Annotated in this window: 21 protein-coding genes; 10 read left to right on the forward strand and 11 right to left on the reverse strand. The window is 56.3% G+C overall.

Annotated elements, in window-relative coordinates; all coding sequences use genetic code 11:
• The first annotated feature begins 5 nt into the window (after positions 1-5).
• On the forward strand, positions 6-1,529 hold the full coding sequence (malF, locus tag FOV68_RS11720) for a maltose ABC transporter permease MalF (RefSeq protein WP_143990914.1): 1,524 nt from the start codon (positions 6-8) through the stop codon (positions 1,527-1,529).
• A gap of 150 nt (positions 1,530-1,679) precedes the next feature.
• Positions 1,680-2,570: a maltose ABC transporter permease MalG gene (gene malG / locus FOV68_RS11725; protein ID WP_010247369.1), complete on the forward strand. Its 891-nt coding sequence runs from the start codon at positions 1,680-1,682 to the stop codon at positions 2,568-2,570.
• A gap of 86 nt (positions 2,571-2,656) precedes the next feature.
• Here malG and FOV68_RS11730 read toward each other — a convergent pair whose 3' ends face one another.
• The 7 genes from FOV68_RS11730 to FOV68_RS11760 all read right to left on the reverse strand — a co-directional run bounded on the left by FOV68_RS11730 (position 2,657) and on the right by FOV68_RS11760 (position 7,510).
• On the reverse strand, positions 2,657-3,265 hold the full coding sequence (locus FOV68_RS11730; protein ID WP_109651153.1) for a TetR/AcrR family transcriptional regulator: 609 nt from the start codon (positions 3,263-3,265) through the stop codon (positions 2,657-2,659).
• Positions 3,255-3,857, reverse strand: a complete 603-nt coding sequence (locus FOV68_RS11735) for an NAD(P)H-dependent oxidoreductase (RefSeq protein ID WP_143990915.1) — start codon at positions 3,855-3,857, stop codon at positions 3,255-3,257. The genes FOV68_RS11730 and FOV68_RS11735 overlap by 11 nt, the downstream gene beginning before the upstream one ends.
• A 97-nt stretch (positions 3,858-3,954) precedes the next feature.
• Positions 3,955-4,218: a hypothetical protein gene (locus FOV68_RS24380; RefSeq protein ID WP_069026672.1), complete on the reverse strand. Its 264-nt coding sequence runs from the start codon at positions 4,216-4,218 to the stop codon at positions 3,955-3,957.
• Positions 4,219-4,227: 9 nt separating this feature from the next.
• Positions 4,228-4,896: a methionine ABC transporter permease gene (locus tag FOV68_RS11745; protein ID WP_022624728.1), complete on the reverse strand. Its 669-nt coding sequence runs from the start codon at positions 4,894-4,896 to the stop codon at positions 4,228-4,230.
• Positions 4,884-5,672, reverse strand: a complete 789-nt coding sequence (locus tag FOV68_RS11750; protein ID WP_143990916.1) for a methionine ABC transporter ATP-binding protein — start codon at positions 5,670-5,672, stop codon at positions 4,884-4,886. The genes FOV68_RS11745 and FOV68_RS11750 overlap by 13 nt, the downstream gene beginning before the upstream one ends.
• Positions 5,665-6,468 carry a MetQ/NlpA family ABC transporter substrate-binding protein gene (locus FOV68_RS11755; protein ID WP_010670746.1) on the reverse strand — a complete coding sequence of 268 codons (804 nt, stop codon included), beginning with the start codon at positions 6,466-6,468 and terminating at the stop codon, positions 5,665-5,667. Before FOV68_RS11755 ends, FOV68_RS11750 begins: the two co-directional genes overlap by 8 nt.
• Before the next feature lie 22 nt (positions 6,469-6,490).
• Positions 6,491-7,510, reverse strand: coding sequence for an isopenicillin N synthase family oxygenase (locus FOV68_RS11760; RefSeq protein ID WP_033760224.1), 1,020 nt, complete (start codon positions 7,508-7,510; stop codon positions 6,491-6,493).
• Positions 7,511-7,988: 478 nt separating this feature from the next.
• Between FOV68_RS11760 and proP the strand changes: the two genes are divergently transcribed.
• A complete protein-coding gene (gene proP / locus FOV68_RS11765) occupies positions 7,989-9,455 on the forward strand; it encodes a glycine betaine/L-proline transporter ProP (RefSeq protein ID WP_031594435.1) in 1,467 nt (488 codons plus the stop codon).
• A 53-nt stretch (positions 9,456-9,508) separates the two neighbouring features.
• Here the strand turns inward: proP and FOV68_RS11770 are convergent, their stop codons facing one another.
• Complete coding sequence (locus FOV68_RS11770) at positions 9,509-10,096, reverse strand: ABATE domain-containing protein (RefSeq protein ID WP_143990917.1); 588 nt, start codon at positions 10,094-10,096, stop codon at positions 9,509-9,511.
• Positions 10,097-10,272: 176 nt separating this feature from the next.
• On the opposite strand from FOV68_RS11770, the gene FOV68_RS11775 reads away from it, so the two are divergent.
• The gene (locus FOV68_RS11775) at positions 10,273-11,139 is read left to right on the forward strand and encodes an alpha/beta fold hydrolase (protein ID WP_143990918.1); all 867 of its coding nucleotides are present in this window, start codon (positions 10,273-10,275) and stop codon (positions 11,137-11,139) included.
• A gap of 52 nt (positions 11,140-11,191) precedes the next feature.
• Here the strand turns inward: FOV68_RS11775 and FOV68_RS11780 are convergent, their stop codons facing one another.
• Positions 11,192-11,740 carry a YbhB/YbcL family Raf kinase inhibitor-like protein gene (locus FOV68_RS11780; protein ID WP_010247409.1) on the reverse strand — a complete coding sequence of 183 codons (549 nt, stop codon included), beginning with the start codon at positions 11,738-11,740 and terminating at the stop codon, positions 11,192-11,194.
• 257 nt (positions 11,741-11,997) lie between these two features.
• Between FOV68_RS11780 and FOV68_RS11785 the strand changes: the two genes are divergently transcribed.
• Positions 11,998-12,876: a LysR family transcriptional regulator gene (locus FOV68_RS11785; RefSeq protein WP_039388964.1), complete on the forward strand. Its 879-nt coding sequence runs from the start codon at positions 11,998-12,000 to the stop codon at positions 12,874-12,876.
• Positions 12,877-12,881: 5 nt separating this feature from the next.
• Here FOV68_RS11785 and FOV68_RS11790 read toward each other — a convergent pair whose 3' ends face one another.
• Positions 12,882-14,519, reverse strand: coding sequence for a dihydroxyacetone kinase subunit DhaK (locus FOV68_RS11790; RefSeq protein WP_039388962.1), 1,638 nt, complete (start codon positions 14,517-14,519; stop codon positions 12,882-12,884).
• Positions 14,520-14,777: 258 nt separating this feature from the next.
• Here FOV68_RS11790 and fucO point away from each other — a divergent pair, with 258 nt between their 5' ends.
• The 5 genes from fucO (at position 14,778) to glsB (ending at position 19,079) form a co-directional block, all read left to right on the forward strand.
• The gene (gene fucO, locus FOV68_RS11795) at positions 14,778-15,926 is read left to right on the forward strand and encodes a lactaldehyde reductase (protein WP_115764794.1); all 1,149 of its coding nucleotides are present in this window, start codon (positions 14,778-14,780) and stop codon (positions 15,924-15,926) included.
• Between the two features lie 320 nt (positions 15,927-16,246).
• Positions 16,247-16,420 (forward strand): GhoT/OrtT family toxin, encoded by a 174-nt coding sequence (locus FOV68_RS11800; RefSeq protein WP_008924737.1) that lies wholly within the window; start codon positions 16,247-16,249, stop codon positions 16,418-16,420.
• Positions 16,421-16,524: 104 nt separating this feature from the next.
• Positions 16,525-16,695 (forward strand): hypothetical protein, encoded by a 171-nt coding sequence (locus FOV68_RS24055; RefSeq protein WP_186289744.1) that lies wholly within the window; start codon positions 16,525-16,527, stop codon positions 16,693-16,695.
• Between the two features lie 175 nt (positions 16,696-16,870).
• A complete protein-coding gene (locus FOV68_RS11805; protein WP_137241299.1) occupies positions 16,871-18,070 on the forward strand; it encodes an MFS transporter in 1,200 nt (399 codons plus the stop codon).
• Between the two features lie 82 nt (positions 18,071-18,152).
• The gene (gene glsB, locus FOV68_RS11810; protein WP_039387742.1) at positions 18,153-19,079 is read left to right on the forward strand and encodes a glutaminase B; all 927 of its coding nucleotides are present in this window, start codon (positions 18,153-18,155) and stop codon (positions 19,077-19,079) included.
• A gap of 138 nt (positions 19,080-19,217) precedes the next feature.
• Here the strand turns inward: glsB and FOV68_RS11815 are convergent, their stop codons facing one another.
• Positions 19,218-20,159, reverse strand: a complete 942-nt coding sequence (locus FOV68_RS11815; RefSeq protein ID WP_143990919.1) for an Rpn family recombination-promoting nuclease/putative transposase — start codon at positions 20,157-20,159, stop codon at positions 19,218-19,220.
• Between the last annotated feature and the right edge of the window lie 18 nt (positions 20,160-20,177).

Below are 20,177 nucleotides of genomic sequence, written 5' to 3' on the forward strand. Positions count from 1 at the left end.
GCATCATGTCAGGAAAACCGAAAACGCGCAGTGTGCTGTTGAAAAGCGTTCTCATCGGGATCTGCTGTCTGCTGGTCGGCTATCTGCTGGTGCTGATGTACGCGCAGGGCGAATATCTGTTTGCGTTGCTGACGCTGATCCTCAGTGCGACCGGACTGTGGATTTTTGCTAACCGTCGCGCGTACGCGTGGCGTTATGTCTATCCCGGCGTGGCGGGAATGGCGCTGTTTGTGCTGTTCCCTCTCGCCTGCACGATTGCCATTGCCTTTACCAACTACAGCAGCAGCAACCAGCTCACCTTTGAACGGGCGCAGCAGGTTTTGCTGAGCCGCACCTTCCAGTCGGGTGAAGCGGTCAGTTTTTCTCTGTTCCCGGCCGGCGATCGCTGGCAGTTAGTGCTGAATGATGGCAAAGACTATGTTTCACCGCCGTTTCAGTTTGGCGCTGAACAGACGCTGAAAATGACCCCTGCCGCACCACCGTCAGGTGAACGGGCGAACTTCAGAGCGATTACGACCCATCGTCAGGCACTGAGTCAGATCCGGGCTGAACTGCCGGATGGTCGTCAGTTGCGGATGAGTTCGCTGCGCCAGTTCTCCGGCACCCAGCCACTCTATCGGGTTGGCACGCAGGATGAGCTGATCAACCAGCAGAGTAACGCGCGCTATCGCGCAAATCCGCAGACTGGTTTCTACCAGGCGATTAACGCCGACGGCAGTTGGGCAAACGAATCCTTAAGTCCCGGCTTTACCGTGAATACCGGCTGGAAAAACTTCGTGCGGGTGTTTACTGACGAAGGGATTCAGAAGCCGTTCCTGGCGATATTTGGCTGGACGCTACTCTTCTCGCTGATCACCGTGGTGCTGACCGTCGCGGTGGGCATGGTGCTGGCCTGTCTGGTGCAGTGGGAGGCGTTGCGCGGCAAAGCGGTCTATCGGGTGATGCTGATTCTGCCCTATGCCGTGCCTGCGTTTATCTCGATCCTGATTTTCAAAGGACTGTTTAACCAGAGCTTTGGTGAAATCAACGTGATGCTCAGCGCGCTGTTTGGCGTGAAGCCCGCCTGGTTCAGCGACCCGACGCTGGCGCGCACCATGCTGATTATCGTCAACACCTGGCTCGGTTATCCCTACATGATGATCCTCTGTATGGGGCTGCTGAAGGCGATTCCGGACGATCTCTATGAAGCCTCGGCGATGGACGGTGCGGGACCGCTGCAGAACTTCTTCCTGATTACCCTGCCGCTGCTGCTGAAACCACTGATGCCGCTGATGATCGCCAGCTTTGCCTTTAACTTTAATAACTTTGTTCTGGTGCAGTTACTCACCAACGGCGGGCCGGATCGCCTCGGCACCACCACGCCAGCCGGTTATACCGATTTGCTGGTGAACTACACCTGGCGCATCGCCTTTGAAGGCGGCGGCGGGCAGGACTTTGGTCTGGCTGCTGCCATTGCCACGTTGATCTTCCTGCTGGTGGGTGCGCTGGCGGTGATTAACCTGAAAGCCTCGCGAATGAAATTCGACTAAGCGCCTGGCCCGACAGGCGTCATGGTTGCAGGCAGTCCGGACGCGAAGAGCGTGGAACAACCGGAACCTGGGAGGTGAGGATTGTGAGCACTACCCGGGTTCAGACTGACAAATAAAATAGCCTGATGGACCAGGCTCTGAGGAGTTGTTATGGCTATGGTACAACCGAAATCGCAACGGCTGCGTCTGTTCACCACGCATCTGCTGCTGCTGTTATTTATCGCGGCGATTCTCTTTCCCCTGCTGATGGTGATTGCGATTTCGCTGCGTGCCGGGAACTTCGCCACCGGCAGCCTGATCCCGGAGCAGATCTCGTGGGAGCACTGGCGGCTGGCGCTGGGTTTCAGCGTGGAACATGCGGATGGCCGGGTGACACCGCCGCCCTTCCCGGTGCTGCTCTGGTTATGGAACTCGATCAAGATTGCGGCAATCAGTGCGCTGGGCATCGTGGCGCTCTCTACCACCTGCGCCTATGCGTTTGCCCGTATGCGCTTTACCGGCCGTGCCAGTCTGCTGAAAGGGATGCTGATTTTTCAGATGTTCCCGGCGGTGCTGTCGCTGGTGGCGCTCTATGCTCTGTTTGATCGTCTCGGCCAGTATCTGCCCTTTATCGGGCTGAATACCCACGGTGGGGTGATCTTCGCCTATCTGGGCGGTATCGCGCTGCATGTATGGACCATCAAAGGCTATTTCGAAACTATCGACGGGTCACTGGAAGAGGCCGCCGCGCTGGATGGCGCAACGCCGTGGCAGGCGTTCCGGCTGGTGCTGCTGCCGCTGTCGGTGCCGATTCTGGCGGTGGTGTTTATTCTGGCGTTTATCGCCGCGGTGACTGAAGTGCCGGTCGCCTCGCTGCTGCTGCGCGATGTAAACAGCTACACCCTGGCGGTCGGGATGCAGCAGTACCTCAATCCGCAGAACTATCTGTGGGGCGATTTCGCCGCCGCGGCGGTGCTCTCCGCGATTCCCATCACCCTGGTATTCCTGCTGGCGCAGCGCTGGCTGGTGAGCGGTTTAACCGCGGGCGGGGTGAAAGGCTAAAACGATCATCATTGTACGTTGCCACTACTTACACAACGCCTGTTGTGGTTGAAGGATTCGGCGGCCTGCGGGCCGCCTTTTTTATGCTAATTCGATTCCGACGCACGGCTGCCTGCCACCAGTGCCACAACCATGGCAGTGATCGCCTGCTCTCCTTCCGGTTTGCTGACATCGCCCCGTGCCACCGCGCCTGCGATGGCATCCGCGCCCCCCAGCAAGCCCCACATGCCTGCTTCCGGAATACCGCTGCTGCCTGCCAGAGGGGCAAACCAGCGCTGACAGCGGGCGATAAAGTCGAGCTGATAGTGGCGTTTGACGGCAGCCAGTTCCGGTGAGGTGCTGAGCGCTGACAGCAACTCAGGAATTTCACGCCCTTCCGTCATCACACAATCTACATAACAGGCCGCAAGCACTTCCGCTTTTTGTTCCATCACCTTCGGCGCGGCATTCATCGCCGCTTCCATCTTTTCGGTCTGGCGACGATCAAAATCGTCATACAATGCCGCCAGCAATCCATGACGGGTGGTGAAGTGGTCATAAACCACCGGTTTACTGACCCCCGCCGCGTCGCCGACTCTGGCCAGCGTCAGTGCCTCGCTGCCTTCGGTTTGCATTATCTGCCACGCGACGTCTGATAACTGCCTGCGTCGTGCTTCGCGTGACAGACGCTTACGGGGTGTTTTTTCAACGGTCATGTTTTTCCTGATGGGCGAACAGACGCTGGCCCAGTTGATGCGCCAGCTGATAGTGTGACTCAGGATAACCTTCATCGCCGCTAAGCAACAGTTCACTGGTCACCACCGGCGCACCGCAATAGTCAAAGATGCCGTGATCGATCTGATTCCGCATGCTGGCGAAATAGCCGCGCCGCAGAAAGGTTCGGGTATCCGCCGAGCCAATCGCAACCAGATGAACGGGAAGATGGCCGAGGCGTTTTACGATATGGTCATCCTGCTCATCAAAGGCCCAGCCCGCGATGAAGACGCGGTCTATCCAGCCTTTAAGCTGTGCCGGAAATGACCACCAGTAGACCGGATAGACCAGCACCAGCGCATCGGCACGATCCAGCCGCTGCTGTTCTGCCAGCACATCGGGTGGCGTCGGCGCCAGACCGTTGAAATGTCTGTGATCGCTGAGCGTAAAACGCGGATCAAACCCTTCTGCTGCAAGATCGGCCTGTTCAGCCGTATGGTGGCCTGTCGCGATAATGCCCTGCGCCAGCTGGTCCGCCACGCGGTTGGTGTGAGCGTCCTGATTGGGATGGGAAGTCACTATTAATGCATGCATCGTCGTCACCTTACCTGATTAGCCATTAATCTACTAAAGGTAAGTTACTATTGGTAGGTTAGCAAGCGGCGACCACTGATCGATTCGCTGACCGCATTTACTGTTTAAAAGCAGCCGTCACCAGCAAGGCCTGCTCCAGCAGATGCTGATCGAACGTAAAGGGAAGATGCGCCAGACTGGCAGAGGGGAAATGGATCTGCTGCGCAATCTGTCTCACCCTGTCCGCGTTAATCGCCGCCTGCCAGGCGCGCGGCGAGGTAAGGATGTGAATATGCGAGGCAAGCGGCCGGATAATTTCTCCCACCCCGGCCCGCAGCCCTGGCCGTTGCAGATAGCCTTGTGGCGACATCACGCGAAACATGGTTGCTCCTTATCGACGATATGCCAGCGAGCGCACCAGCCGGTCGCCGAGTTTCTGAATCAGCATCACCAGCGCCAGCAGCACCACAATGGTGGCCGCCATGATTTGGTTATCGAAGCGCTGATAACCGTAGCGAATTGCCAGATCGCCCAGCCCGCCACCGCCAACCACACCCGCCATCGCCGAGAAGCCAATCAGCATCACAATCGTCAGGGTAACGCCCGCCACCAGCGCGGGAAGCGCTTCCGGCAGCAGCACACGGCTGACGATATGCCACAGGGTGCCGCCCATTGATACCACCGCTTCTATACGGCCGCGGTCGACCTCATCCAGCGCGTTCTCCACGATGCGGGCAAAAAAGGGAAATGCCCCCAGCGTAATCGGCACAATGGCGGCAGTGCTGCCCAGCGTGGTGCCGACCAGCAGACGGGTAAAGGGGATCAGCGCAATCAGCAGCACCACAAACGGCAAGGCGCGTCCGGTATTTACCAGCGTATTCAGCAGCAGTGAAATCGCGCGATTGGGCAGAATGCCTTTTGGCCGGGTCAGAAACAGCAGCACGCCCACCGGTAGCCCTATCGCGACCGTGAAAAGGGCCGCCAGCAACACCATATACAATGTTTCGCCAGTGGCGTTCAGCAGCAGTTCCTGAAACCGCTCACTACTCATGCTACGCATCGGGTTAATGCCTCACGCTGATATTTTTCGATAAACGCCCGGTCTGCTTCGCCATCCTTCAGCAGCATTTTGCGCAGGCGTCCCTCTTCACGTCCCATGATCTGGCTCAGGCTGCCGCTCTCAACCAGCTGGCCATTTTCAAGCAGCGCCGCTCCGTCACAAATCCGCTTCACCACCGCCATTTCATGGGTGATCAATACAATGGTGATATTGAGCTGCTGCTGAATATCGGCCAGCAGATCGAGAATCGAGGTGGTGGTTTCGGGATCCAGCGCGCTGGTCGCCTCATCGCACAGCAGATAACGGGGTCGGGCGGCCAGCGCGCGGGCGATGCCGACGCGCTGTTTCTGTCCACCGGAGAGCTGCGACGGCCAGGCCGCCGCAAAAGAGGCCAGACCCACCAGTTTCAGCAGCGATGCGAACCGCTCGCGGCGTTCAGCCGCAGGCACACCGGCAATCTCCAGCGCCAGATCGACGTTGTCCTGCACGTTGCGCGAATGCAGCAGATTGAAGTGCTGGAAGATCATCCCCATCTGCTGTCGCTGCTGACGCAGTTGCGCCAGGCTCATCGCGGCAAGATCCTGCCCGTCGATTTCAATCAGGCCGCTGGTGGGACTCTCCAGCCGATTGAGGCAGCGCAATAGTGTACTTTTGCCCGCTCCGCTCCGGCCGAGGATGCCAAAGATGGTCCCCTCTTCGATGGTGAGTGAGATGTCCTCTAACGCTGGCGCAGATGCGCCAGGATACTGTTTGCTGAGATGACTGAGTTTAATCATGCTGCTGGTCCGCGACCGGAATCACTGAGCCCTGATAATTTTTACGGATAAACTCCGCTACCTGCGGCGAGCGCAGATCTTTCGCCAGCTGTAACACGCGGGGATCTTTCGCCAGTTCTGGCGTCGTTACCAGCAGGTTGGCGTAGGGATTATGTGCTGCAGACTCCAGTCCCAGCGCATCTTTCGCCGGGGTCAGACCGGCTTCCAGCGCGTAGTTGCCGTTGATAATCGCGGCATCCACATCATCCAGCGAGCGTGGCAGCTGCGGCGACTCAATCTCAACGATCTTAATTTTCTTCGGGTTCTCACTGATATCTTTCGGCGTCACCAGCGTCGAACCCGTTTCACCCTGCGCGTTGAGTTTGATCACCCCTTTGTCCTGCAACAGCCAGAGTGCGCGGCTCAGGTTAGTGGTGTTGTTCGGTACCGCAATGCTGGCCCCTTCAGGTAGCGCCGCTAAACTTTTCACCTTACGCGAATAGATACCCAGCGGCTCGATGTGAACACTGGCGGCCACGGCAAAGGTTTTCCCCAGCGCCTTCTCCTGATCTTTCAGGTAAGGCAGATGCTGGAAGTAGTTGGCATCCACATCCCCGGCGGCCAGCAGCTCATTGGCATTCACGCCCCCGCTCAGCTCAACAATTTTGAGATCCAGTTTCGGGTCCAGGGTTTTGACATACTCCAGGATTTCCGCATGGGGCAGCGGATCGGCCGCTACGCGCAGCGGCGCGGCCTGTAAACTCTGGGCAATCAGCAGTGAAAGACCGGCCAGGGCCAGAAAGCGCTTTTTAATCATCATCATTTATCTCTTATCGTTATCAGTGGGTGTTGTGTTCAGGGTAGAAACGCCGGGCGACTTCCGGATGCGAACGCAACCGGCCTTTAAGGTAGTTCCAGCCCACTTCGCGCAGCAGCGGGTTAAGCGGATCGCTGCTCGGTCCCTGTGCCAGTTCAGCCAGTTGAGGAGGCAGTTGATAGATCGGCACCACGGCGTCGAGTTGCGCGCCCAGGAAAAAGGCGATGGATAAGCGCTCGCTGCTCTGCGGTGGCGACACCACACGATGCACCGTCGCGCGCAGATAACCGTTGGTTGCCAGTTCCAGCAGCTCGCCAATGTTCACCACAAACGCGCCCGGCAGTGGCGAGGCATCGATCCAGTTGTCCGGCGTCACTTCCACCTGTAAGCCCGGCTGGTCATCCTGCAGTAACATCGTCAGAAAGCCTGAATCTTTGTGCGCGCCAACCCCCTGGCGTGATTCGCCCTCCGTGCGGCCCGGATAACGGATCAGTTTGATATGTTCGTTGGGATAGTCGCCATAGAGGTTATCGAAGGCGTTGCGCGGCAGATTCAGTGCCCCGGCAAAGGCGCGCAGCAGCTCGAGCGCCACCGCTGTCATCTGCTGCTGCCAGCGGGTGACCACCGTTTGCAGTTCAGGTAAGGCTTCAGGCCACTGATTCGGCCCCTGCATCCGTTGCCAGGTGGGTGAATCGGCGGTAACGGGCAGCGCTTCCCGTTCCGCACCAATATCAAACTGCTCGCGATAGTCGGGCTGGCTGCGGGTTATTTCCACGCCCGCCAGGTTGTAGCCGCGAAAATGCGGCGAGTTAGCCATCGCCACCGCGGATTTATCCGCCTGCGGCAGGGCAAAAAATTTCCGCGCGACGTGCTGAACCTCATCTAATAATTCACGGTCGATGCCGTGATTGATTAAATAGAAGAAGCCGACATCACGCGCGGCCTGGCTTAATTTTTCCAGGACCTGTTGCTGCTGCTGTTGATTACCTGACAATAATGCGAAATCAATTACCGGCAATTCTGCTGTGGTTAACGCGCTCATGATTGACACTCTGTTGGCATAGAATCGCCTTACACTGCCATTTCATTTATGCGTTAACTACCAACTAATCCTGCTATGGATATGCGACGGATGGGAATATCCCACCATGCCGCGGGCTATAAACCCGCAGATTACTCTGCGCCGGAGCGCATATATTTCGGTGGCTATTGCACTGCAAACCGAGCAAAAAAGATCCAGCTAAAAGAAGAGCCCTAACCGCACAATATTACCAAATATTCAGACCCGTAAGCAGGTGTGAATAAGTTCACCATGCTGGTTTTGTCAGTAAATGCAGTTATTTCGGCTGAAAACTTGCAAAAACTTACAATCGTAGTCTAGAGTTTACCGGCTGCGGTTTCTGCCGCTTCACTTAAAAATTATTGGGCTTCTTATAGCTTTCATTTCCACGGTTTCTTCTGAACATTGTTTGCGGCTGCGAAAGCTATAAGACTCCTTCATTGATGCACCTGAGGAGAATATGGACACCAGAAACTCATCGTCTGAACACCCAAAGAAACATTTCTGGAACAGGAAGCAAAAAGAGCTGACTGTTGACGACATTACCGTAATCGACAACGACATGCTGAAGCGGGCAGTTGGCGCGGCTGCGTTAGGTAATGCGATGGAATGGTTCGACTTTGGCGTATACAGCTATCTCGCCGTGATCATCGGCAAAGTCTTCTTCCCGGATGCCAACAACGCGGTGCAGCTGATCGCCACCTTTGGTACGTTTGCGGCGGCCTTCCTGGTCCGTCCGATTGGCGGCCTGGTATTTGGCCCGCTGGGTGACCGCATCGGACGGCAGAAAGTGCTGGCGATGACGATGATCATGATGTCAATTGGTACGTTCTGTATCGGACTGATCCCGGCTTACTCTTCAATAGGCATCATGGCACCGATTCTGCTGCTGGTGGCACGTCTGATTCAGGGCTTCTCAACCGGCGGTGAATATGGCGGCGCAGCGACCTTTATCGCGGAGTACTCCACCGATAAACGCCGTGGCTTTATGGGCAGCTTCCTGGAATTCGGCACCATCGGCGGTTATCTGATGGGTGCCAGCCTGGTCACGGTGATGACCACCGTGATGTCGAATGAGGCGATGATGTCCTGGGGCTGGCGCGTGCCGTTCTTTATCGCCGCGCCGCTGGGCCTGTTTGGTCTCTATGTACGACTGAAGCTGGAAGAGACTCCGGCCTTCCAGCAGCACATGGAAAAACAGGAAGCGCTGGAACAAAGCAAGCCGCGTCTGACGCTGATGCAGATGCTGAGCAAATACCGCGCACCGATGATGAAATGTATCGGTCTGGTGCTGCTGTTTAACGTCTCTAACTACATGCTGACCTCGTACATGCCGAGCTATCTGACCGGCGTGCTGGGTCTGCCAGAGTTAAGTGGCCTGCTGCTGGTGATGGTGGCGATGTTCGTAATGATGCCGCTGACGCTACTGTGGGGTCGCTGGACTGACCGCATCGGTCGTCGTCCGGTAATTGCGTTTGGTGCGGTGGGTCTGATCCTGCTCGCCATCCCGAGCTTTATGCTGATCGGGTCAGGTAATATGTGGGCGGTATTTGGCGGCCTGATGATTCTGGGTGTACTGCACACCTGCTTCAGCGGCACTATGCCTTCGACGCTGCCAGCGCTGTTTACTACCGATATCCGTTACAGTGCGCTGGCCATCGGCTTCAACCTGTCGGTTTCGCTGTTTGGGGGTACGACACCGCTGATTACCGCGTGGCTGGTGGATACCACTAAAAACAATATGATGCCGGCTTACTACATGATGGGCGCGGGCGTGATTGGCCTGCTCACTATCCTGACGGTACGTGAAACAGCCCGTCAACCGCTGACCGGTTCATCTCCTGCGGTGGCGACCAAAGCGGAAGCGCATCGCCTGATCGACAAGCTGCGTAAGCGGCACAAGCCATCAGCGACCGCCGCGAAATAATTGCTCTGACACCCTGCTCTGCAGGGTGTTTTTTTATCTGCCGTCCGATCTGTTTACCCAGCTGATTTAACTGCCCTGAAACGCGCGACTTTCGCCCGATTGCCACACAGCGCCATGCTGCACCAGCGGCGGCGATGCGCTTTGGTGCGATCGTAAAACCACAGTGTACAGGCGGGATGTTCACAGCCACGGACTCTGCTGAAGTCCTCCTGCGCCAGCAACATCGCAGCCTGTTCCGCAACCTGTCCCAGCCGCTGCATCACGCTCTGGCCCGCATAGACCCGCCTTATTTTTAAGGCGCCCGGCTCCCCGGTTATTTGCAGATGGCTGGTCGCTTCATCCAGCCAGGCGTTCAGCGCCTGAATATCAACGCCCTCTCCCGCTTTGTGCTGCTGCACGTTGTCACGAATGATCTGACGTAAGTGACGCGCTGCTTCCAACAGCGCACCCGGTTCTTGCTGCGGAGCCGGGGCGTCTGGTGCCAGTCCGGCCTGCTGTAGCCAGGCTTCAACATCCTGATCGGTTTGCCAGAAGTCGTGCGGCTGGCCCTCCACGATGGCCAGGGTATTGATGAAATCCAGCGCCGGATGATCGGCCAGAAACCACGGTCCCTGGGCGGTGTGTGATTGCGTTTCCGCCATGATATTGCCTCCCTTGTTAACTCTGTTGATGCCACTGTAACCGACAAAAGACCATTTGAGTAGTTACACCGCACTTATTGTAACCATTATAAATTGATTTGACAGGTTACATCCTGGCTGCATAATGACTCTTAGTAACCCCATAAATATCATTTAACCAGTTACAGGAGTTCAGCATGCGTGATCAATCCATTTCGTACCGTTACCAGCAGGCCGATGGCATCAATATTTTCTATCGCGAAGCGGGCGATCCTTCCCTGCCGGTACTGCTGCTGTTGCATGGCTTTCCCACCTCTTCACATCAGTTCCGCAATCTGATCCCGCTTCTGGCCGATAAATTTCATCTCATCGCACCCGATATGCCGGGCTTTGGCTTCACTGAAGTGCCTGCTGAGCGCAACTATTCCTGGACCTTCGATGCGCTTGGCCAGACGCTGACCGCCTTTGTCGATGCACTGGGACTGGAACGGTATGCGATGTATGTTTTCGACTATGGCGCACCTGCCGGTCTGCGACTGGCGCTGGCTTACCCCGATCGCGTCAGCGGACTGATATCACAAAACGGTAACGCCTATCTGGAGGGATTAGGAGAGGCCTGGGCGCCGGTCCGCGCCTACTGGGACGATCCCAGCGAAGCAAATGGTCAGGTGATCCGTGACGCCATCCTGACGCTGGAAGGGGTGAAATGGCAGTATCTGCATGGGGTGCGCGATCCGCAGCAGATCGCCCCGGAAACCTATACCCTGGATACCCTGCTGATGGAGCGCACCGGTAACAAAGATATTCAGCAGGCCCTGTTTCTGGATTACGCCAGTAATCTGAAACGTTATCCGGAATTTCAGGCGTTCTTTCGCCAGCAGCAGGTGCCAACGCTGGTGATCTGGGGCAGGCACGATCCGTTCTTTATACCACCGGGCGCCGTGGCCTGGCAGCGCGATAATCCACAGGCGGTGGTCGAGATGCTGGATAGCGGCCACTTCGCGCTGGAGACCCACACCCATCACATTGCGTCGCGCATCTGCGAGATGTTTAGTGGCGACTGACCCGCTGCGCGCGGAGGCAGGCTATTCAGCGCTGCCTCTGCAAACGTGCAGGTCATTCATTGCTAAAGCGGCCGACGGTGCTGGCCGCGCCCAGCGCATGGCCTTTCAGCTGTGCCACCAGCTCTGCCTGGGTTAACCCCGCTTTCAACTGACCCACCGGCAAATCGGTGGCGATCAGCACAAAGTTATAGTGATGCAGACCACTGCCTGCAGGCGGGCATGGGCCATAATAGTGCAGCGTCCCTGGGGTATTTTTTCCGCCGGTGTAGTCCTTGCCCTTTGTCAGCGCCCCCTGCGCAAATGACGAGCGGCTGGCGGGAATGTTATAGGCCACCATATGGGTAACGCCGAGCCCTTTGGCCCCGACCGGATCGGTCATCAGAAGAGCCAGACTGCGGGTGCCAGCCGGAATCGCAGACCAGTTCAATTCGGGAGAGATATTCTCACCGGTACAGGAAGGATTGCTTTTATTGGCACCGGCAAACTTTTTATCCAGTAGCGCATTATCGCTGAAGTCCTGTGATTGCAGCGTAAATACCGATGCCGCCAGCGTGGTCATTGGCAAAACGGCCAGCACCGTCGCGCAGAGTAATTTTTTCACCAGCTACTCCTTATCAGATTAATCAAGAGATTATGTTCCGGATGGATTGCGTCACTGCCTGATTACTATAACGGCTTTAACGCGATTGACCCGACTGACCACCAGTTCAGGGGTAAGGAAACGGCAAATCTATGATCTCCGTCGCGCTGGCTGATAAAGCTGACGCGTTGCCCTGTGACGCATTACCCGATATAAGTTAACGCCTCTGGCTGAAGTTACGCCTGAATCATCGTCACTGTCACCGATAAGTGGACACTATGCAGATTGAAGATCTCCGGATTTACGTTGCGGTAATGCATGCTGGTAACTTTACTGCAGCAGCTGAGCATCTGATGCTATCGAAACAGTATGTCAGCCGCCGCATGGCTGCGCTGGAGGCATCATTGGGGGTACGATTGCTGATCCGTAACACCCGTAAGCTGTCTGTAACGGATGCAGGTTTACTGTTCGCGCAACATGCTCAGCGCATTCTGGATGAGATTCAGGAAGCGCAACTGGCGGTGTCAGAGCAGCAGCAGGCGCTGCGCGGCACCTTCCGAATCAATCTGCCGATGTCCTTTGGCATGAGCCACCTCTCCCCCCTGATTGCCGAATTTCTGAGCCACCATCCATCATTGCAGTTTCATATTGAGCTGGCTGACCGCTATGCCGATGTGATTGGCGAAGGCGTTGATATGGCGATTCGCATCGGTACGCTGGCTGATTCCACGCTGATTGCCCGTCCGCTCGGCGAGCTGAAGCGGGTTATCTGCTGCAGCCCCCGCTATCTGGAACGGGCTGGCACGCCGCAGCAGCCAGAAGCCTTGCTGCAACACGCCTGTCTGCGCTACGGACGTGAAGGTCAGAATGGCTGGGAACTGCAGGTCAATGGTAAACCGAAGTGGCTGGCGGTTCAGGGACCGATGGTGAGTAACAATGGCGAGGTCCTGCGTGATGCCGCACTGGCAGGATTAGGACTGGTATTGTTACCCGCCTTTATCGTTGAGACAGCCCTGCAACGCCGTGAGCTGGTGACCGTGCTGGACGACTATCTGCCGCCCCCGCTCTCCCTGAATGCGGTTTACCCGCAGCACCGTCAGCGCAGCGAAGTAAACCGCCAGTTACTGGCCTTTCTCCAGGCGCGTTTAGCGTCGTGACAGCACTATAGTTTTTTTAATGCCGCAAAGACTCTGGCGACAGCGACGGCACCCGGATCAGACACGCCGTTGAGGTTAGCACTGTTAAGATAAGATGATCGGCCCGCTTTTGCTTTCCCCATGCTGGCGGTTGCATCACTGCCCTGCTGTGCCGCATCAGCCGCCTCTGCCAGCGATTTACCCGCCACCAGCGCCTCGATTGCCGGTTGCAGCGCATCAATCAGCGTACGATCTCCTGGTTGTGCCCCGCCATACTGCTTCATCTTCTCCAGACCCTGTTGCAGGGCCGCGGGCAGCGCATCGCCTTCGGCCAGCTGCTGCGCAGCAGCGGTGAAAAAGATCGCCATCAGTACGCCGCTGGAGCCGCCCATCACGGTCGCCAGTCGCTCACCCGTCACCGCGAGCAGATCGGGCAAGGCATTTAACGGCAGCTGATTATCTGCACATTCGCGCTGGATCTGACGTGCGCCAGCAGCAAAGGTCGAACCGGTATCGCCATCACCGACCTGCGCATCCAGTTTGTTCAGCTCGCTTTCGCTGGCGATCAGCGTTTCACAGATGCTGTTAACAAACGCAGCGACGGTCGGGTTATCTGAGGGTTGCGCCGGATGCGCTGTTGCCTCTTTTGTCGCATTAACCGGCTGCAGCGGTGCGATTTTAACCGCCTGAACCCAGCCGGTGACCTCAACCGGCGCGCAGATCGCCTCCTCGAACAACGGCGTCAGCGTCATGGCGGTGACGGAAAAGCCCTTCATGTCCAGCGCGGTCATCAGCGGAGCCGGGCCAATCAGATAATCACTGCCACGGCTTAGCGGCGACTCAATCAGATCCCGCGTGACCAGACTCATCTCCAGCGCGGACATGCCGCCAAGATTATTGACTAACAGCGCACGTGGCTGATCGTTGCCCGGCATCACTTTCTCCAGCAGATGCTGCACAATCTGCTGACTGTTTTGCGTCTGCATGACGTCAACGCCCGGTTCGCCGTGAATCCCCAGCCCCATTTCAACGCTGCCGTCTGGCACCCGCTGGCCGGTCTGTTCATCCGGCAGATGGCAGCTTGAAAGCGCAACGCCCATGGTGGCGATAGCACGACTGGCTGCCTCTGCTGCCTCGGTCACCGCCGCCAGGTCATCACCCCGCTCTGCAACGAAGCCCGCCACTTTATGCACCAGCAACGTGCCCGCTACGCCGCGTGGCTGAGGGTTATCGGGCAACGCAACATCATCACCGACAATCACCATATTGACGCTGAATCCCGCTTTGCGCGCTTTTTCTGCCGCCAGACCGAAGTTGAGGCGATCTCCGGTGTAGTTTTTCACAATCAGCAGACATCCCGCCTCACCGGTAATATTGATGATGGCGTTGTACACCGCGTCAACGCTGGGAGAAGCAAAAACATCGCCACAGACGGCAGCCGTCAGCATCCCTTTGCCGATAAAGCCGACATGGGCCGGTTCGTGGCCTGAACCGCCACCGGAAATCAGCGCAACCTGCTGTTTTTGCCAGTCATTACGCATCACGATGCGAATGCGCGGATCGACCTGCAACCGGACCAGATTGCGCCACGGGCTGGCGTAAATCATGCCATCTAACGCGCTGTCGACGAGATCATCCTTTTTATTCATTACGAATCGGGTCATGTCTTCTTTCCTCATAGGCATGCGGGTTTGCTGATGACCCAGTGTTACATACCTCTGACGACAGTGAGAAATCCATCAACAGGTCTGTAGCCTGATTTCAGACATACCGCACGAAAACCAGCGGGCACAGGTACAGTGATTTTTACTAATTGATTGATTTTTATCAAATGTCTTTACCTGAAAGTGAGAGGTTCTGAGCAGAACATGAACCGGAGATCACGGATGGTAAAAATTCATTTGTTAACAGAGGATGTTTTGATGACCCAACGTATGATTCTCAATGAAACCGCCTGGTTTGGTGCTGGTGCTTTGCGCCATTTGCCGGAAGAGGTACAACGTCGCGGGATGCGAAAAGCACTGATCGTCACTGACAAAGCGCTGGTCGCGGCGGGTGCGCTGAAGCGGGTGACCGATCTGCTGGCGCAACATCAGCTTGACTGGGCGGTGTATGATGAGGTGGTGCCGAATCCTACCATTCGGGTTGTGCAGCAGGGTGTTGCGGTGTTCAGAGAGTCAGGTGCCGACTACCTGATCGCCATTGGCGGTGGCTCACCACAGGATACCAGCAAGGCGATCGGCATTATTATTAATAATCCTGAGTTTGAAGATGTCCGCAGTCTGGAAGGCGTCAGCCCCACCCGTCATCCGTGCGTGCCGATCATCGCCATCCCGACCACGGCAGGCACCGCCGCAGAAGTGACGATTAATTACGTCATTACCGATGAAGAGAATCGCCGTAAGTTTGTCTGTGTCGATCCCCATGACATTCCGAAAGTGGCGATCATTGATGCGGAGATGATGGCGAGCATGCCAGCGTCGCTGAAGGCTGCGACTGGTATTGATGCCCTTACTCATGCCATTGAAGGCTACATCACACGCGGAGCCTGGACCCTGACCGATATGCTGCACCTCAAAGCCATTGAGATTATCAGCCAGTCACTGCGCGAATCGGTGGCGGGGAATATTGAGGCGGTTGAGCAGATGGCGCTGGGACAATATGTGGCCGGTATGGGTTTCTCTAATGTCGGCCTTGGTCTGGTGCATGGCATGGCACACCCGCTGGGCGCCTTTTACAATGTCCCGCACGGCGTAGCCAATGCCATTTTGCTGCCGCAGGTGATGGCGTGGAATGCCTCAGGCACTGGCGAAAAATATCGCGACATTGCCCGTGCAATGGGTGTGAAACAGGTCGAGACATTATCGCTGGATCAGGCGCGGGAAGCGGCGGTCGCCGCGGTGCGTCAGCTCTGTCGCGATGTGGGTATTCCCCGCTCGCTGCGTGAAGTAGGCTTAAAAGAGGCGGATATTCCTGCACTGGCACAGGCCGCGCTGGATGATGTCTGTACCGGCGGCAACCCACGTACGCCGGACCTTGAGGACGTGATAGCGTTATACCGCCAGAGTTAAAGCGCATACCTTTTAGTGATGCACTGTCGATAACAGGCCCGTCCACGCTGGCGGGTTTTTTTACGTCATGGCAACGCTTAATCAGGGAGCATTCGCCAGAGGTTGTTGAGTCTGGCTGACGGCATCAGCCAAGGTTTTAGCCGTGTTTTCCTCGCCTGGTTTCAGCCTGAAATCGCCCGCTGTTACGCTGAAATTCAGCGAGCGAACCAACTGCCCTTACCCATGATTTCTTTAGATGCTAAACCCTGATTCACTTGATCTGGATCACAAAAATCCGCATCATGCGCAGCGAAAACCTTAATGCCGCTGCGGAGATATCGATGACACTGTACCAGGGTATGCTAATTTTCTATGCCGTTGTGGCATTGGTCGCTACGCTGATCACGTTCTTCATCGCCAAAGATAAGCTGAGCATCAAACTGCTGAGCGCCTTTCTGGTGGGTGCCACCTGGCCGATGAGTTTTCCTGTCGCGCTGATGTTTGCTCTGTTTTAATTGACATTATCCCCTTAGATACCACACTCAGGTAAGACGTCCCTGACCTGCAAACCGCCGATCACCGACGTGGCCTTGTTCATGACGGTTTATAAGGAGCGGATATGCGCGTTATCAGTGTGATGATTCTGGTTTCTCTTCTCAGTGCCTGTAGTGCCCCGTGGCACGCTGAAAAACCGGTTCCGGCGGCCGAAGCCCGCCAGCAGACCTGCCAGCCAGGCTCCAATCCCAGCCAGAACGACTGCGGTCATTTCCCTGAACCTGAATTCCATTGATCCTGTCACAAGGCGATCGCTGCTGCGAGATCTCAATTGCGCTATTTCATCGCATAACAAGGCTTTACACGCAGCTAACCGGTCAGTAAAGTAGCGCCCAGACATCAATTCTGATGCGTAAGCGTTAACGTCAACCAACGCCCCCGCAGCACTGCTGCATGTGATGATCCCTGCCATGATGCCTGTACAACACCCAGCTAAACCTCTCGCTGCGTATTCCAGCGCCACATTTTTTTTGTTCGTCCTGCTGCTGACCGCGGCTAATCTTCGTGCGCCCATTACTGTCATCGGCCCGGTACTGCAGGATATCCGCCAGACCTTTGGCCTGAGTGTCGGTGAAGCGGGCCTGTTTAACTTTATTCCACTGATGCTGTTTGCCCTGCTCGCCCCACTGGCCGCCTGGCTGGGAAATCGCGTCGGGCTTGAGCGCAGTTTATGGGGCGCGCTATGCCTGATCACTGCCGGTTCGCTGTTGCGCTGGCAGCCTGCTGAACCGGCATTGTGGAGCGGAACGCTGCTGCTCAGCGCAGGTATTGCCGCCGCCAACGTGCTGCTGCCGCCACTGATTAAACGCGATTTCACCGCCCACACCGCTAAATATATTGGCCTTTATGCCGCCACCATGTCGATTACTGCCAGCCTGGCATCTGGCATTGCCGTTCCGCTGAGCCAGCTTTCCGCGGCAGGCTGGCGACTCTCGCTGGTTGTCTGGGCGCTACCCGGGCTGGTTGCGCTGCTCGCCTGGCTGCCGCTGTTACGTCACCGGCGGTCAACCGCAGCGCCCGCAGATGCGCCCGTTGCATATCGCCATCCGTGGCGAACGGCAGGCGGCTGGCAAATTGCACTGTTTATGGCGCTGCAATCGCTGGCGTTTTATACCCTGATTGACTGGTTTACGCTGTTTGCCCAGGATAACGGCTTCAGTCAGGTCCACGCAGGCTGGCTGCTGTTCTGGTATCAGGCAATTGCGATCGTCGCTAACCTGGGCTGCATGGTGGCGCTGAAGCGGGTAAAAGATGCCCGGCTTACCGCGTTCATTGCTTCATCAGGCATTTTCCTCGGCATGCTGGGCTTATTGCTCAATCCGCAGTGGGCCGTCATCTGGCTAACTCTGGCCGGGCTGGGTGCAGGCGCATCACTGGTGCTCTGCCTCTCACTGTTTAATCTGCGAGCCACTCATCACCGTCAGGCGTCACAGCTGTCGGGCATGGCACAGTGTGTCGGATATGCGCTGGCGGCACTCGGCCCGCTGTTCTTTGGCGTGCTCCATGAGCAGAGCGGTAACTGGACGCTGCCCTTTAGCGTGCTGGCAATGCTGAGCCTGTTACAGATGTTGCTGGCTCCGCTGGCAGCGCAGTCAAAAACCATTAGCTGAAAATGCGGCGGAGCCGTTAACAATAAATGACTCGCCGATCACGGATACTTAGCATCACGGGTCAGCGGGAATCGACGGGAGAATGTGCGTGTCTGAACTGAATAATGCTCTGCTGCAGGAGATCCTGGATCAGGTACGTCCACTGATCCATCAGGGAAAGGTGGCTGACTATATCCCTGCGCTGGCGGATGTGGCTGCCGATAATCTGGCGATTGCAGTTTGCCTGCGTGACGGCACCCTTTTTCAGGCGGGCGATGCTGAGACGCGCTTTTCGATTCAGTCGATCTCCAAGGCGCTCTCTCTGACCGTAGCACTGACCCGCTATGAGGACAGCGAAATATGGCAGCGGGTCGGCAAAGAGCCTTCTGGCCAGCCATTTAATTCACTGGTTCAGCTGGAGCTGGAACAGGGCAAGCCGCGTAATCCGTTTATTAATGCCGGTGCGCTGGTGATTTGCGATCTGCTGGAAACCCGACTGACCGCCCCGCGTCAGCGAATGCTGGAAATTGTGCGCCAGCTGAGTCAGCAGTCCGATATCAATTATGATCGCCACGTTGCCCGCTCCGAGTTCGAACATTCGGCCCGCAATGCAGCCATCGCCTGGCTGATGAAGTCGTTTGGTAATTTCGATAACGATGTCACCGGCGTGATGCAGACCTATTTCCACTACTGCTCGCTGTCGATGAACTGCGTTGAGCTGGCCCGCACGTTTATCTATCTGGCGAATCAGGGCAAAACGCTGGACGGTAGCCAGATGATTACACCACGTCAGGCGCGGCAGATTAACGCACTGATGATCACCAGCGGGATGTACGACGGCGCAGGCGAATTCGCGTGGCGGGTCGGGATGCCTGCTAAATCGGGCGTGGGTGGCGGGATTATTGCCATTATCCCTGGTGAGATGAGCATTGCCGTCTGGTCGCCTGGGCTGGATAGCGCGGGTAATTCGCTAGCGGGTACCGCTGTGCTGGAATTGCTGACTGAGAAGCTGGGGCGATCGATATTCTGAGGCTGAGCGCGCAAGTCACAGGCTCGCCGTGATGAAATGCGGCGGGATTCCCTTGATTTCGGGAAGCTGATTTTGCATTTTCCGTGTAGTGTGCTGGCGATTTGAGTCGTCAGCGATAATCAGAACTCAAAAAATTTATTAGTGCGAAATCTGCGCCAGATCGTCTTCATTCAGACCAGTCATCTGCATAACGGTATTGCGATCCATGCCACTATGCAACATGGTACGGGCAATTTTGAATTTCGCCTCATACTCACCTTTTTCAAAACCGATCTGTATGCCTTCCGAACGTCCTTTTTCAATGCCTCTTTTAAGACCTATCTGCTCAAGCTGTTGTGCAATAGTCATAAGTACATCCTCATGTTGTGGCACACGCAATGCCAGCTCCCGTACAAAGGCTTTGGCGTCCGATGTTTCGCCCGCCTGTACGATGTAGTGTACCAGCGTTATCACCTGTGATGAAGAGTGATAGCCAGCCTGCAAAATGGTTACCAGCCTGTCCATCATTTCAGCCAGATCACGCTGCCGGATATGCTTCTGCAAAAGGGTCAGAGCCGCCATGCTGCGGTGTTGCATGATCTCATCGTCAGGGATCAGCGTGACATCGACCAGCGGAAAACTGCGGCTGTATAGCCTGTACGCCAGCGCCGGGTCATCGAACTCATCCAGCCACCGGGTCGAATAGGGATAGGGAGTGCGTTTGCCAGTGTAAAACAGGACGGGAATCACCAGCGGCAAACGCTTATGCCCTGCTTCAAGATGGCGCTGCATGGCAGCCACTGCATAGCGCATCAGCCGAAATGCCATATGTTTGTCTGGCACAGATTGATGCTCAATGAGTACATGGATATATCCATCGCCAGCGGTTGTTTTAAGACTGTAAAGCACGTCGCTAAAGTACTGCCGAAGATCATCCTCGACAAATGACCCCGACTCCAGCTTCAGCGTGCTGAGATCACAGCATACGCGCAGCTCTGGCGGCAAATGCAGCTCCATGAAATCCCTGGCAATATCCGGCTGAGTCAGAAATTGCCGGAATGTGGCATCATGGGGCACATGTGTGCTGTTCTTCTTTTTCACTGGCCAGAATCCTTTCTG

This window comes from Pantoea sp. paga, from assembly GCF_007558755.1.
Taxonomy (GTDB): domain Bacteria; phylum Pseudomonadota; class Gammaproteobacteria; order Enterobacterales; family Enterobacteriaceae; genus Pantoea; species Pantoea agglomerans.